The sequence below is a fragment of the Streptomyces sp. SAS_272 genome (assembly GCF_052543235.1).
Map to the genome: position 1 here is coordinate 37,150 of NZ_JBMNDR010000018.1, position 13,540 is coordinate 50,689.

Below are 13,540 nucleotides of genomic sequence, written 5' to 3' on the forward strand. Positions count from 1 at the left end.
GCGCTGAGAAGCGCCCAGGCGGGCCGATAGCCCTCATCGTCTAGCGGCCTAGGACGCCGCCCTTTCAAGGCGGTAGCACGGGTTCGAATCCCGTTGGGGGCACGTAACACCGTGTGCGACACTGTCGTACGCAACAGCTTGGTCCTGTGGAGCAGTTTGGAGTGCTCGCCACCCTGTCAAGGTGGAGGCCGCGGGTTCAAATCCCGTCAGGACCGCTGAGGTTTCACATGAAACCTCGTGGCTGGGTAGCTCAGTTGGTACGAGCGATCGCCTGAAAAGCGATAGGTCGCCGGTTCGACCCCGGCCCCAGCCACCAGAACGCAAACCCTCTCCGGGCTCCGGAGGGGGTTTTCGTCATGATGCGCCCGACGGCCGCGGCCAAAAGCGCTCGCCCCTTCTTCGGCCGGGATGAGATCCTGGACCGCGTATGTCTACGCACCCCGCCCCCGGCGCCTCCACTCCGGGCACTCCCGCCGCCGACGGCTTCGGCGGCCTCGCCTCCCGTCTGGCCGAGCTGTCCCTGCGCGACGCGCACCGCCTCGGACGCAGGCTCGAAGGCGCACGCCGGATCCGCAAGCCGGAGGCCCGTGCCGCCGTCCTCGCCGAGATCGGGGCGGAGGTCGCACAGGTCGAGGAACGGGCGGCCCTGCGACGCAGCCGCGTGCCGGCCGTGTCGTACCCCGAGCAGCTTCCGGTCAGCCAGAAGAAGGACGAGATCGCGGCCGCCATCCGTGATCATCAGGTCGTCATCGTCGCCGGTGAGACCGGCTCCGGCAAGACCACGCAGATTCCCAAGATCTGCCTCGAGCTCGGGCGCGGCGTCCGCGGCATGATCGGGCACACGCAGCCCCGCCGTATCGCCGCCCGCACCGTGGCCGAGCGCGTCGCGGAGGAGCTGCGGACCCCGCTCGGGGAGGCCGTCGGCTGGAAGGTGCGGTTCACCGACCAGGTGAACCCGGACGCCACCTTCGTGAAGCTGATGACGGACGGCATCCTGCTCGCGGAGATCCAGACCGACCGCGAGCTGCGCGCCTACGACACCATCATCATCGACGAGGCACACGAGCGGTCCCTCAACATCGACTTCCTGCTGGGCTATCTCGCCCAGCTGCTGCCCAGGCGGCCGGACCTCAAGGTCGTCATCACCTCCGCGACGATCGACCCGGAGCGCTTCTCGCGGCACTTCGGCGACGCCCCGATCGTCGAGGTCAGCGGACGCACCTACCCGGTCGAGGTCCGCTACCGGCCGCTCCTCGAGGAGGACGCCGAGGACGCCGACCGCGACCAGATCACCGCGATCACCGACGCCGTCGAGGAACTGATGGGCGAGGGGCAGGGCGACATCCTCGTCTTCCTCTCCGGTGAGCGGGAGATCCGCGACACGGCGGACGCGCTGGAGAAGAAGAAGTACCGGTTCACCGAGGTCCTGCCGCTGTACGCCCGGCTCTCGCACGCCGAGCAGCACCGGGTGTTCCAGCAGCACACGGGCCGCAGGATCGTTCTGGCGACGAACGTGGCCGAGACGTCCCTGACCGTCCCGGGCATCAAGTACGTCATCGACCCCGGCTTCGCCCGCATCAGCCGCTACAGCCACCGCACCAAGGTCCAGCGGCTGCCCATCGAGCCGATCTCGCAGGCCAGCGCCAACCAGCGCAAGGGCCGCTGCGGCCGCACCAGCGACGGCATCTGCATCCGGCTGTACGACGAGGACGACTTCCTCGCCCGTCCCGAGTTCACGGACGCGGAGATCCTGCGCACCAACCTGGCGAGCGTCATCCTGCAGATGACCGCGGCCGGCCTCGGCGACATCGAGAAGTTCCCCTTCATCGACCCGCCGGACCACCGCAACATCCGCGACGGCGTCCAGCTGCTCCAGGAGCTGAACGCGCTGGACCCGGCCGAGAAGGACCCCCGCAGGCGGCTCACCCAGACCGGCCGCAAGCTGGCCCAGCTGCCGGTCGACCCGCGCCTCGCCCGCATGGTCCTGGAGGCCGACAAGAACGGCTGTGTGCGCGAGGTCATGGTGATAGCCGCCGCGCTGTCGATCCAGGACCCGCGCGAACGCCCGGCCGACAAGCAGACGCAGGCCGACCAGCAGCACGCCCGCTTCCGGGACGAGACGAGCGACTTCCTCGCCTACCTCAACCTGTGGCGGTACGTCCGCGAGCAGCAGAAGGAGCGGGGCTCCTCCTCCTTCCGGCGTATGTGCAAGCAGGAGTACCTGAACTTCCTGCGCATCCGTGAGTGGCAGGACATCTACACGCAGCTGCGCACGGTCGCCAAGCAGATGGGCATCCACCTGAACGAGGAGGACGCGCCCGAGCAGAGCGTCCACGTCTCCCTCCTCGCCGGTCTGCTGTCGCACATCGGCATGAAGGACGTGAAGACCGCCGGGGGAGAGGGCGGGAAGAGCCCGGCCAAGAACGAGTACCTGGGCGCGCGCAGCGCCAAGTTCGCGATCTTCCCGGGGTCGGCCCTCTTCAAGAAGCAGCCCAGGTTCGTGATGTCCGCCGAACTGGTGGAGACGAGCCGCCTGTGGGCGCGCGTCAACGCGAAGATCGAGCCGGAGTGGGTCGAGCCGCTCGCCGGGCACCTCCTGAAGCGGACGTACAGCGAGCCGCGCTGGGAGAAGGACCAGGCGGCCGTGATGGCCGACGAGAAGGTGACGCTGTACGGCGTCCCGATCATCGCCCAGCGCAAGGTCAACTACGGCCGGATCGACCCGGAGACCTCCCGCGACCTGTTCATCCGCAACGCGCTCGTCGAGGGCGACTGGCGCACGCACCACAAGTTCTTCGCCGACAACCGCCGGCTCCTCAGCGAGGTCGAGGAGCTGGAGCACCGCGCGCGGCGCCGGGACATCGTGGTCGACGACGAGACGCTGTTCGACTTCTACGACCAGCGGGTGCCGCAACACGTGGTGTCGGGGGCGCACTTCGACTCCTGGTGGAAGCACGCGCGGCACGAGCAGCCGGACCTCCTCGACTTCGAGCGCGAGATGCTCATCCGGGAGTCGGCGGAGGCGGTCACCAAGGCCGACTACCCGGACTCCTGGCGCCAGGGGCCCCTGAAGTTCCGGGTCACGTACCAGTTCGAGCCGGGCGCGGACGCTGACGGCGTGACCGTCCACGTCCCCCTCCAGGTGCTCAACCAGGTCACGGACGAGGGCTTCGACTGGCAGATCCCCGGGCTGCGGGAGGAGGTCGTCACGGAGCTGATCCGTTCTCTTCCCAAGCCGATCCGGCGCAACTACGTGCCGGCGCCGAACTTCGCGAAGCGTTTCCTGGACCGGGCGGTCCCCTTGCAGGAGCCCCTGACGACCGCCATGGCCCGGGAGCTCAAACGGATGGTCGGCGTCCCCTTCGAGGCCGACGACTTCGACTGGTCGAGACTGCCGGACCACCTCAAGATCACCTTCCGGATCGTCGACGAGCGGCGTCGCAATCTGGCCGAGGACAAGGACCTGGAGTCCCTGAAACTCCGGCTGAAGCCGAAGGCCAGGCAGGCCATCTCCCAGGCGGCCGCGGCCACCGCCGAACGGCAGGGCGGCGAGTCCCTGGAGCGCTCGGGCCTGACGGACTGGACGATCGGCGCCCTCACCCGCGTCTTCGAGACCCGCCGCGCCGGTCAGCCGGTGAAGGCGTACCCGGCGCTCGTCGACGACGGACCGACGGCGGACACCGTCTCCGTACGCCTCTTCGACACGGAGGCGGAACAGGCCGAGGCGATGTGGAAGGGCACCCGCCGGCTGATCCTGCGGAACATCCCGGTCAACCCGGCAAAGTTCGCATCCGAGAAGTTGACGAACGTTCAAAAGCTGGCGCTGTCCGCGAATCCGCACGGTTCCGTCCAGGCGCTGTTCGACGACTGCGCGATGGCCGCGGCGGACCGGCTGATCGCCGACTTCGGCGGGCCGGTCTGGGACGAGGAGTCGTACCGCAAGCTGTACGAGAAGGTGCGCGCGGAGATCGTCGACACGACCGTGCGGGCGGTCGCCCAGGTGCAGCAGGTCCTCGCGGCCTGGCAGTCCTGTGAGCGCCGGCTGAAGGGCGTGCGCAGCCCCGTGCTGCTGGCGAACCTGGCGGACGTGCGCACACAGCTGGACGCCCTCGTGAAGCCCGGCTTCGTGACCTGGGCGGGGCTGCGCCGGCTGCCCGACCTCATGCGCTACCTGGTGGCCGCGGACCGGAGGCTGCAGCAGATGCCGACCGGGGCGCAACGGGACACCGCGCGCATGGAGAAGGTCCACGAGATGCAGGACGAGTACGCGTGGCTGCTCGAGCAGCTGCCCGCGGGCAGCCCGGTTCCCCAGCAGGTCCTGGACATCCGCTGGATGATCGAGGAGCTCCGGGTCAGCTATTTCGCCCATGCGCTGGGCACGGCGTACCCGGTCTCCGACAAGCGGATCGTGAAGGCGATCGACGCCGCGGCGCCGTGACGGACTGCGTACGGAGAGTGAGTTCGACCACCGGGCTCACCCTCCTGTACAGTCCTTCTCGCAGCACAACGCAGCATCAAGTGCCGCAAAAGCAAGGTCCTGTGGAGCAGTTTGGAGTGCTCGCCACCCTGTCAAGGTGGAGGCCGCGGGTTCAAATCCCGTCAGGACCGCACTGAACGAATGAGGCCCGCATCCCGGCAAGGGATGCGGGCCTCATTCGTGTGACGACCTGCGCCGACCGGCCGCCGCCCTGCCGAGCCGAAGGCCGCGCCCGCGGCGGGGCCGCCAACGGACACGGCACATCCCCTCAGGACCGCAGCGAGAGCCCGGATCTTTTGGTCCGGGCTCTTTCGCGTGCGCCTGCGGGCGCGCACCCGGCGGCGCCCTTGACGGCGTCACATTCGGCCGGTACCCCAGAACTCAGGGCCCGTTCCCCGCGGCGCCCGCGCGGAGGTGGGGCATGGCGGCATCGGTCAGGCACGAAACGCGGGCCCTGCTCCGCGCGCATCTGTCGGCCGCGTCGTCCTACCGCCACCTGACCCGCCACTGCCCGATCTGCCACCGCTTGCTGAAACTGGCGATGGACGGCGCGCCTTGGGGCGCCCAGACCCCCGAGGGGCCCGCCGAGGGGGCTGCCGAGGGCGAGAGCCCCTCCCTCCGCGACCCGGACACGGCCGGCGCCGCGAACCCGGCGGGCCCCTCGGCGGCGGCCGACGCGACGGAGGCCGCCGATTCCCGCCCGGCGTGACGCCGTGGGCCGCGGACCGTACCCACAGCCGGACTCCTGTGGCACAGTGAAGTTCAATCGTCTACTAGCGCACGTGACTCACCGGTAACAAGCCTTTGGGTATGTGACGGGTGTCACTGCATGAGTTTTGAAAACCCGGGTTCTTACCACTCTCCTACAAGTGGTCAATTTAATATGTGCAATTGCACCACTCCGGAGGATGCCCCCCGGAACCCTCCCAGAGCCTCCCCAGACTCCGACAAGGTCGCTCACAGAGCCACCTGATACCACCCGTGGAGTGACCCCAAGTGCGCTGGAGCGCACAAAAAGATCGCGCCGGACTCGGCGGAGTCCGGCGCGATCGACGACGTTTCCCTAGGGGCGAGGGCCCTGTTGGGGCAGGACCCACGTCGTTTGATGCCAGGTTTCGGGCGTGCGCTCAGGTGGGGGAACCTGACGGATTGCCCGATATGCGGTTGTCAGGCCTCGCTGCGCTGCTGCGGGATACCCGCGAGCAGTGCGCGGACCTCAGCCTCGCGATAACGGCGATGCCCGCCGAGCGTGCGGATCGACGTGAGCTTGCCGGCCTTCGCCCACCGCGTGACCGTCTTGGGGTCGACGCGGAACATCGTGGCGACCTCAGCCGGGGTCAGCAGCGGCTCAGCATCAGGGGTGCGAGCGGTCATGAGCGGCCTCCTCGGGAGAACCGATCGTTCTCGGTTCTTTCCTCTAAATTCTGCACCTTGACCCGCGTTGCCCGAAATGGCGGATGCGGGTCGAGTCGGTTATAGGACGAACGGCTTGTCCTCGGCACTACAACTACACCATCCGTCCAGCCGCGTCGGCCAAACCGATGGAATTGCCCCCCAGGTGTTCATCGGCGACGGAAGCCGATGGACCATGCCATAGCGGACAGTCACACCACTGTGACGATCAGTCACAGAGTGATCGCGAGCCACCAGACCCCGCAAAGCGTGCAATGCTGAGATTTCCCCCCACGATGGAACATAAGTAGGCGGACGGAGTCCTCCCCGGACTCCTTGTCCTATTTTGGCACGAGGAGGGGCAACCGGCGCAAGGGCCGTGTACGTGCGGTCCGTCACCCTTGCGGCAAAAGCCCGGATCGGGACCTACGTCCCGTCAGTTCCGTGAAGTGCCGCCGACCGTACGCTGCTCAACCCCTTCACGGCCGTGACGCACGTCACTAATGAAAGCGCTGTCGCATCTGTCACATCGTCAGTTCACAGCCGGTCCACGGCACGCTCAGTTCGCCGAACGCCGGTCCCGTACCGACCGCCACCGCTCCACGAGCCGCGCGTACGCCTCGCCGGCCGCCGCGCCGTCCCCGGTACGCAGCGCCTCGATGCCCTCGGCCACGTCCCTCGCCGAGTGATCGTCCTCGAGGTCGCCGGCCGGCAGCACGTGCACCAGACCGCCGTAGTCCAGTTCCACCAGCGAACGCGGATGGAACTCCTCCAGCCAGCGGCCCACGTCCAGCAGGCCCTCGATGAGCGGCCCCTCGTCCATGGAGTCCTTCAGCGTGCGCAGCGAACGGGCCACCCGGCGGCGCGCCTGGACCATCGGCGTGCGATAGCGGAGCACCGGGGCGGCCTCCCCGGTCTCCTTCTCGTACGCGCGCTCCTCGTCGGAGACCAGTACGAACCAGTGCAGCGGCACCTGCCAGACCGCCGTGCGGATCCACGGGCGGGCGTCGGGATTGCTCTCCAGCCAGCGTTCGTGGTCGCGGGCGGCCTGCAGGCGCACGACCTCGGGGAGCGCCGCCTCCAGAACCGGCCGGGGCAGCTCCTCGTCGACTTCCGCCAGGGCCAGCCAGCCGCGCAGCCGGGTGCGCCAGGGGCAGACGCAGAGCACGCCGTCCACCTCGGCGACGAACGCGTCGCCGCTCTCGTGCACCGGTGCCGCGACCGGCGGGGTGGGCAGCAGTCCGGCCAGCGAGCGACGCAGCTCGTCCTGGTAGGAGGGCAGGTCGGGGCGGCGGGCGTAGCGGGCCCAGTGGGTGCGCTCGGGCTCCGGGAAAGCGGCCAGCGGCTCGTACACGCGCAGATAGACCGCGTACGGAACGATCACCGAGGACACCTTGGGCACGCCTGCTCCCTCCCCCTTCGGCCGACGGGGAAACCCCTGCGAATCGTCGCACGGCGGTGCTCCGGGAGAAGGTGATCCTCCGCACTGCGAGATCGGCGGGCCGTGCAGGCTCTACGCTCAGAACACGGGCCCCGCCACCCCTACGGTGCCCGTGTCCCGACCGCCGCTAGTTACCCGGGAGTCACCACAGTGACCGACGTATCCGGCGCACCTGCTGATGTACTGCGCACCCTGTTCCACTCGGACCAGGGTGGTCATGAGCAAGTCGTGCTCTGCCAGGACCGTGCGAGCGGCCTCAAGGCCGTCATCGCCCTGCACTCCACCGCTCTGGGCCCCGCCCTCGGCGGCACCCGTTTCTACCCGTACGCGACCGAGGCGGAGGCCGTCGCCGACGCGCTGAACCTCGCCCGCGGGATGTCGTACAAGAACGCCATGGCCGGACTGGACCACGGCGGCGGTAAGGCCGTGATCATCGGTGATCCCGACACGATCAAGTCCGAGGCGCTGCTGCTCGCGTACGGCCGTTTCGTGGCCTCCCTCGGCGGTCGCTATGTGACCGCGTGCGACGTCGGCACCTATGTCGCCGACATGGACGTCGTGGCGCGCGAGTGCCGCTGGACGACCGGGCGCTCGCCGGAGAACGGCGGCGCGGGCGACTCCTCCGTGCTGACCGCCTTCGGCGTCTACCAGGGCATGCGGGCCTCCGCACAGCACCTGTGGGACGATCCGTCGCTGCGCGGCCGCACCGTCGGCATCGCGGGCGTCGGCAAGGTCGGCCACCACCTCGTGCAGCATCTGCGCGAGGAGGGCGCCCAGGTCGTGATCACGGACGTCCGCGAGGACGCGGTGCGCAGAATCCTCGAGCGGCACCCGGAGGGCGTGACGGCCGTGGCCGACACCGAGGCGCTGATCCGGGTCGAGGGCCTCGACGTCTACGCCCCCTGCGCTCTCGGCGGGGCGCTCGACGACGACTCGGTGCCGGTGCTGACGGCGAGGATCGTCTGCGGTGCGGCCAACAACCAGCTCGCCCACCCGGGCGTGGAGAAGGACCTCGCCGACCGCGGGATCCTCTACGCGCCGGACTACGTGGTGAACGCCGGCGGGGTCATCCAGGTCGCCGACGAGCTGCACGGCTTCGACTTCGACCGGTGCAGGGCGAAGGCGGCGAAGATCTTCGACACCACGCTCGGAATCTTCGCACGTGCGAAGGAAGACGGCATTCCGCCGGCCGCCGCGGCCGACCGGATCGCCGAGCAGCGGATGCACGAGGCGGCTCGGGCGCGCGGCTGGTGATCTTCCGGCGGGGCCTCAGGGCGTCCCGTCCGAGGGTTTCGGCGGTACCGGCGGGTGGAAAGTTAGAGAGAACTCTCACTCCTCCCGGCGGGTCGGCCGCCGATAAGTGGTTAAAATCGCCACTGACCAGCGAGGACGGGGCGCTCGAAGGGTGCTGCGCACACGCGCGTGGTACGGGCGACGTACCGTACGGGCGTGGGCTCAGGTACCGTGGGAGCCCTACGACGGGCTCTCCATGGAGAGGCCGTCCTGGATCATGAACGCGTGTCAACCTGGGGCCGTCGAGCCCCGTCGTTGAGGGGGTCGAGCCATGGGGCGCGGCCGGGCCAAGGCCAAGCAAGCGAAGGTCGCCCGCCAGCTGAAGTACAACAGCGGCGGGACAGATCTGTCGCGTCTGGCCGAAGAGCTGGGCGCATCGCCATCGAACATTCCGCCGAACGGTCAACCGTTCGAGGATGATGACGATGAGCAAGACGACGACCCGTACGCCCGGTACGCCGAGCTGTACGGGGACGATGACGAGGATGACGGCGAGGACTCCTCGCAACACCGTCGCGGCGCTTGACCTTGTACTGAGCACTCACCCGGTCGGTGACTTCGGTCACCGACCGGGTCTTGTGCTGCCTGCGCGGCCGCCGGTTCTCCGGCGGTCCTAGGCGGCGTAGTCCCCGACCAGCTCCGCGCCGGTCGGGTTCTCGCCGCGCTCGGTGATCTCGCCGGCGATCCAGGCCTCGACGCCGCGGTCGGCCAGTGTCGCGAGCGCGACGTCCGCCGACTCCTCGGGCACGATCGCCATCATGCCGACGCTCATGTTGAGGGTCTTCTCCAGCTCCAGGCGCTCGACCGAACCGGTCCTGCCGACCAGGTCGAAGATCGGGGCCGGGGTCCAGGTGGAACGGTCCACGACGGCGTGCAGCCCGTCCGGGATCACGCGGGCCAGGTTGGCCGCGAGACCGCCTCCCGTGATGTGCGAGAAGGCGTGCACGTCCGTGGTGCGGGTGAGGGCCAGGCAGTCCAGCGAGTAGATCTTGGTGGGCTCCAGGAGCTCCTCGCCGAGCGTGCGGCCGAGCTCGTCGATCCGCGCGTCCAGAGACAGCCCGGCCTGGTTCAGCAGGACGTGCCGGACCAGCGAGTACCCGTTCGAGTGAAGGCCGGAGGCCGCCATGGCGATCACCGCGTCACCCGTGCGGATGCGATCCGGGCCGAGCAGCCGGTCGGCCTCCACGACGCCCGTGCCGGCGCCGGCGACGTCGAAGTCGTCCTCGCCGAGGAGGCCCGGGTGCTCGGCCGTCTCACCGCCGACCAGGGCGCAGCCGGCGAGCACACAGCCCTCGGCGATGCCCTTGACGATGGCGGCGACGCGCTCGGGGTGGACCTTGCCGACGCAGATGTAGTCGGTCATGAACAGCGGCTCGGCGCCGCACACCACGATGTCGTCCATGACCATGGCGACCAGGTCGTGGCCGATGGTGTCGTACACGCCCAGCCGGCGGGCGATGTCGACCTTCGTGCCGACGCCGTCGGTCGCGGAGGCGAGGAGGGGACGCTCGTAGCGCTTGAGGGCTGAGGCGTCGAAGAGGCCGGCGAAGCCGCCGAGGCCGCCGAGGACCTCGGGGCGCTGCGTCTTCTTCACCCACTCCTTCATGAGCTCCACGGCGCGGTCGCCCGCTTCGATGTCGACGCCCGCAGCTGCGTAGCTGGCACCAGTTGTCTCAGACATGACGGTGAGAACTTTCGTGTCGTACGGCAGGTGTGACGGACTGTCTACGGACGGCGGATCGCGTCGGCCGCGGCCGTGGCGGCCGGACCCGCGGCCAGCTCCGTCTCCAGGAGCTGCTTGCCGAGCAGTTCGGGATCGGGGAGCTCCATCGGGTATTCGCCGTCGAAGCAGGCGCGGCAGAGGTTCGGCTTGGCGATGGTGGTCGCCTCGATCATGCCTTCGAGGGAGATGTACGAGAGCGAGTCGGCGCCCAGGGAGGTGCCGATCTCGTCGATGGTCATGCCGTTGGCGATCAGCTCCGCGCGCGTGGCGAAGTCGATGCCGAAGAAGCAGGGCCACTTCACGGGCGGCGAGGAGATGCGGATGTGCACCTCGGCCGCCCCCGCCTCGCGGAGCATGCGGACCAGGGCCCGCTGGGTGTTGCCGCGCACGATCGAGTCGTCGACGACGACCAGGCGCTTGCCCTTGATGACTTCCTTGAGCGGGTTCAGCTTCAGGCGGATGCCCAGCTGGCGGATCGTCTGCGACGGCTGGATGAACGTCCGGCCGACGTAGGCGTTCTTCACCAGGCCTGCGCCGAACGGGATGCCGGACGCCTCCGCGTACCCGATGGCGGCGGGGGTGCCGGACTCTGGTGTCGCTATGACGAGATCGGCGTCGACCGGCGCTTCCTTGGCGAGCTTGCGGCCCATCTCCACTCGGGAGAGGTACACGTTCCGCCCGGCGATGTCGGTGTCCGGGCGAGCCAGGTACACGTACTCGAAGACGCATCCCTTGGGCTTCGCTTCCGCGAACCGCGAGGTCCGCAGACCGTTCTCGTCGATGGCGACGAACTCGCCCGGCTCGATCTCGCGGACGTAGCTCGCCCCGCAGATGTCGAGCGCGGCGGACTCGGAGGCGACCACCCAGCCGCGCTCGAGCCGGCCGAGGACCAGCGGGCGGATGCCCTGTGGGTCGCGGCCCGCGTACAGCGTGTGCTCGTCCATGAAGACGAGCGAGAAGGCGCCCTTGACCTGCGGGAGGACCTGGTGGGCGGCCTCCTCGATGGTCAGCGGCGTGCCGTCCTCGTCGACCTGCGCCGCGAGGAGCGCGGTGAGCAGATCGGTGTCGTTGGTCGCCGCGACGCGCGGGGTGCGGCCCTCCTGCTTGGGCAGGTCGGCGACCATCTCGGCGAGCTGGGCGGTGTTGACGAGGTTCCCGTTGTGACCGAGCGCGATCGAACCGTGCGCGGTGGCGCGGAACGTCGGCTGGGCGTTCTCCCACACGGAGGCGCCGGTGGTCGAGTAGCGGGCGTGACCGACCGCGATATGACCCTGGAGCGAACCGAGTGAGGTCTCGTCGAAGACCTGGGACACCAGGCCCATGTCCTTGAAGACGAGGATCTGCGAGCCGTTGCTGACCGCGATCCCCGCGGATTCCTGACCTCGATGCTGTAGGGCGTAGAGCCCGAAGTAAGTGAGCTTGGCGACCTCTTCACCGGGAGCCCAGACACCGAAGACGCCGCATGCGTCCTGGGGGCCCTTCTCACCGGGGAGCAGATCATGACTGAGTCGACCGTCACCACGTGGCACGCCACCGAGTGTAGGCGAGATCGACCACTGGTCCGAATTGGCGATACCCGCCGGTAACTGGATCACCGGTCGGCCACGACACGCATGATCAACACGTTTATGCAGGTCAGGGACAGAGTTTGGTGATCCACTCCGGGATCGGGCGGGCCGCGGCGGCGGCCGGAGGGACGGCCGCGGCGCGGGCATGAGTGAGCTGTCGCACACCAATAGGGGCCCAAAGCCGGCCGGGTCTCATTTTCCGGTCAGTCGGACCTGGTCGCCGGCGGCCGTGCCGAGGGTGAGCGTGGCGCCGTCGACCTCGGCGGTGAGGGCGCCGTCGGCGAGCGTGGCGGCCAGCGTGCGCTCGAACGCCATGCGCTGCTTCTCGCAGGCCATCCTGGTCGACCGCATGTCGCTGAACCGGATGCGGTCGCCCTGCACGGCGGCCTTCGCGGTGAAGTGGTTGCAGCCGTGATCGCCCGTCGCCCTGCCGTCCTCGATCTCGACGTACGCGCCGGACGGGGCCCGCTGGACGGTCCCGTCGACGGTCACGCTGTCGACGTTCCACCGGACCCCGGTGACGGGCTGCTCGGCGCGCACCTCCCCGCTGCCGGGCTGCCGGCCGCCCGCCTTCTCGCCGCCGCAGGCCGCGGCGAGCGGGACGAGCAGCACGACGGCGGCCAGCGCCGTGCGACGCCGGTACGGGTGCGCGTGCGTGGGGCTGTGCGTCTGCCTGGACATACCGGTTCGACGGGGCGGGTGGGGTGGTCGGTTCCGTCCCGGGCCGGGTTCAGGCCATCAGGCCGGATTCAGGCCATCAGGGGGAGCAGCGCCGCGAGGTCAGCCCGCTCGCCGCTCGCCGCGACCTTCGCCTGCTGGACGGCGTCCTCCCAGGTCATCCGGCCGGCGGCCAGCCGGATCCAGGTCAGCGGGTCGGTCTCGACGACATTGGGCGGGGTGCCCCGGGTGTGCCGGGGGCCCTCGACGCACTGCACGACGACGTAGGGCGGGATCCGCACCTCGGTAGCACCGCCGGGCGCCTTGGCCGCGAGGGCGTCGGCCAGGAGCCGGGTGGCGGCGGCGAGCGCCTGGCGGTCGTACGGGACGTCCAGACCGGGGACGGCCGCGTTCAGGTCGTCGGTGTGCACGACCAGCTCGACGGTGCGGGTGACGAGATAGTCGGCCAGGCTGATGGCGCCGGTGCGGGCGGCCAGCAGCCGGTCGCCGGGGACGGCGGCGAGGGCGGCGGCCAAGCGCTCCTCGGTGCGGGCGAAGAGGACGTCCAGATCGGGGTCGCCCGCGGCGAGCTCCCGGGTGCGGTCGTCGATGTCGGCGGCGCGAGCGGCGGTGGCGAACGGCCACTCCAGGAGCGTGAGCTGCGCCTTCGCCGGTTCGTCCCGGTCGATGTTGCGGCTGACGGTCTCCACCGCCATGGTCACGTGCGCGGCCAGCTCCCGCACGGTCCATCCAGGCAGCCGTGTGGGCAGCGCGAGCTGCTCGGGCGTGAGGGAGCCCACGGCCCGCCGCACGTTTGCGAACTGGGCCGTCACCGCGGAACGGGTCCTGACGGGGTCGTAGGCGCGGGCGCGCTTCTTGGCCGGAGGCATGACGGCGAGCGTAGTGGCCGCAAGGTGACACCGGGGCCGGCCGCCCGGCGCGAGGGTGCGCCACCGTCGCGCGCTCGACGGCGAAGGCCCCGCCCATGG

9 protein-coding genes, 4 tRNA genes and 1 pseudogene are annotated in these 13,540 nt (G+C 69.6%); 8 read left to right on the forward strand and 6 right to left on the reverse strand.

The window, feature by feature from the left end:
- Positions 1–29: 29 nt before the first annotated feature.
- The 6 genes and pseudogenes from ACN6LD_RS13555 to ACN6LD_RS13580 all read left to right on the forward strand — a co-directional run.
- A tRNA-Glu gene (locus tag ACN6LD_RS13555) sits at positions 30–102 on the forward strand.
- A gap of 38 nt (positions 103–140) precedes the next feature.
- Positions 141–215 (forward strand) — tRNA-Asp (locus ACN6LD_RS13560).
- 24 nt (positions 216–239) lie between these two features.
- Positions 240–316 (forward strand) — tRNA-Phe (locus ACN6LD_RS13565).
- A gap of 111 nt (positions 317–427) precedes the next feature.
- On the forward strand, positions 428–4,438 hold the full coding sequence (gene hrpA / locus ACN6LD_RS13570) for an ATP-dependent RNA helicase HrpA (RefSeq protein WP_319193465.1): 4,011 nt from the start codon (positions 428–430) through the stop codon (positions 4,436–4,438).
- Positions 4,439–4,533: 95 nt separating this feature from the next.
- A tRNA-Asp gene (locus ACN6LD_RS13575) sits at positions 4,534–4,608 on the forward strand.
- Positions 4,609–4,898: 290 nt separating this feature from the next.
- Positions 4,899–5,093: pseudogene (locus ACN6LD_RS13580) on the forward strand (DUF6274 family protein); the annotation flags it as partial.
- A gap of 551 nt (positions 5,094–5,644) precedes the next feature.
- Here ACN6LD_RS13580 and bldC read toward each other — a convergent pair.
- Both bldC and ACN6LD_RS13590 read right to left on the reverse strand, forming a co-directional pair.
- Complete coding sequence (gene bldC, locus ACN6LD_RS13585; RefSeq protein ID WP_003949541.1) at positions 5,645–5,851, reverse strand: developmental transcriptional regulator BldC; 207 nt, start codon at positions 5,849–5,851, stop codon at positions 5,645–5,647.
- A gap of 577 nt (positions 5,852–6,428) precedes the next feature.
- Positions 6,429–7,271 carry a hypothetical protein gene (locus ACN6LD_RS13590; protein WP_319193467.1) on the reverse strand — a complete coding sequence of 281 codons (843 nt, stop codon included), beginning with the start codon at positions 7,269–7,271 and terminating at the stop codon, positions 6,429–6,431.
- Between the two features lie 189 nt (positions 7,272–7,460).
- Here ACN6LD_RS13590 and ACN6LD_RS13595 point away from each other — a divergent pair, with 189 nt between their 5' ends.
- On the forward strand, positions 7,461–8,564 hold the full coding sequence (locus ACN6LD_RS13595; RefSeq protein WP_319193468.1) for a Leu/Phe/Val dehydrogenase: 1,104 nt from the start codon (positions 7,461–7,463) through the stop codon (positions 8,562–8,564).
- Positions 8,565–8,874: 310 nt separating this feature from the next.
- Positions 8,875–9,129: a DUF3073 domain-containing protein gene (locus ACN6LD_RS13600; RefSeq protein ID WP_057576334.1), complete on the forward strand. Its 255-nt coding sequence runs from the start codon at positions 8,875–8,877 to the stop codon at positions 9,127–9,129.
- 87 nt (positions 9,130–9,216) lie between these two features.
- Here the strand turns inward: ACN6LD_RS13600 and purM are convergent, their stop codons facing one another.
- The 4 genes from purM to ACN6LD_RS13620 all read right to left on the reverse strand — a co-directional run bounded on the left by purM (position 9,217) and on the right by ACN6LD_RS13620 (position 13,441).
- A complete protein-coding gene (gene purM / locus ACN6LD_RS13605; protein ID WP_319193470.1) occupies positions 9,217–10,284 on the reverse strand; it encodes a phosphoribosylformylglycinamidine cyclo-ligase in 1,068 nt (355 codons plus the stop codon).
- A gap of 44 nt (positions 10,285–10,328) precedes the next feature.
- The gene (purF, locus tag ACN6LD_RS13610) at positions 10,329–11,855 is read right to left on the reverse strand and encodes an amidophosphoribosyltransferase (protein WP_319193472.1); all 1,527 of its coding nucleotides are present in this window, start codon (positions 11,853–11,855) and stop codon (positions 10,329–10,331) included.
- Positions 11,856–12,086: 231 nt separating this feature from the next.
- Positions 12,087–12,575: an META domain-containing protein gene (locus tag ACN6LD_RS13615; protein ID WP_319193473.1), complete on the reverse strand. Its 489-nt coding sequence runs from the start codon at positions 12,573–12,575 to the stop codon at positions 12,087–12,089.
- Positions 12,576–12,643: 68 nt separating this feature from the next.
- Positions 12,644–13,441: a maleylpyruvate isomerase family mycothiol-dependent enzyme gene (locus ACN6LD_RS13620; protein ID WP_319193474.1), complete on the reverse strand. Its 798-nt coding sequence runs from the start codon at positions 13,439–13,441 to the stop codon at positions 12,644–12,646.
- Between the last annotated feature and the right edge of the window lie 99 nt (positions 13,442–13,540).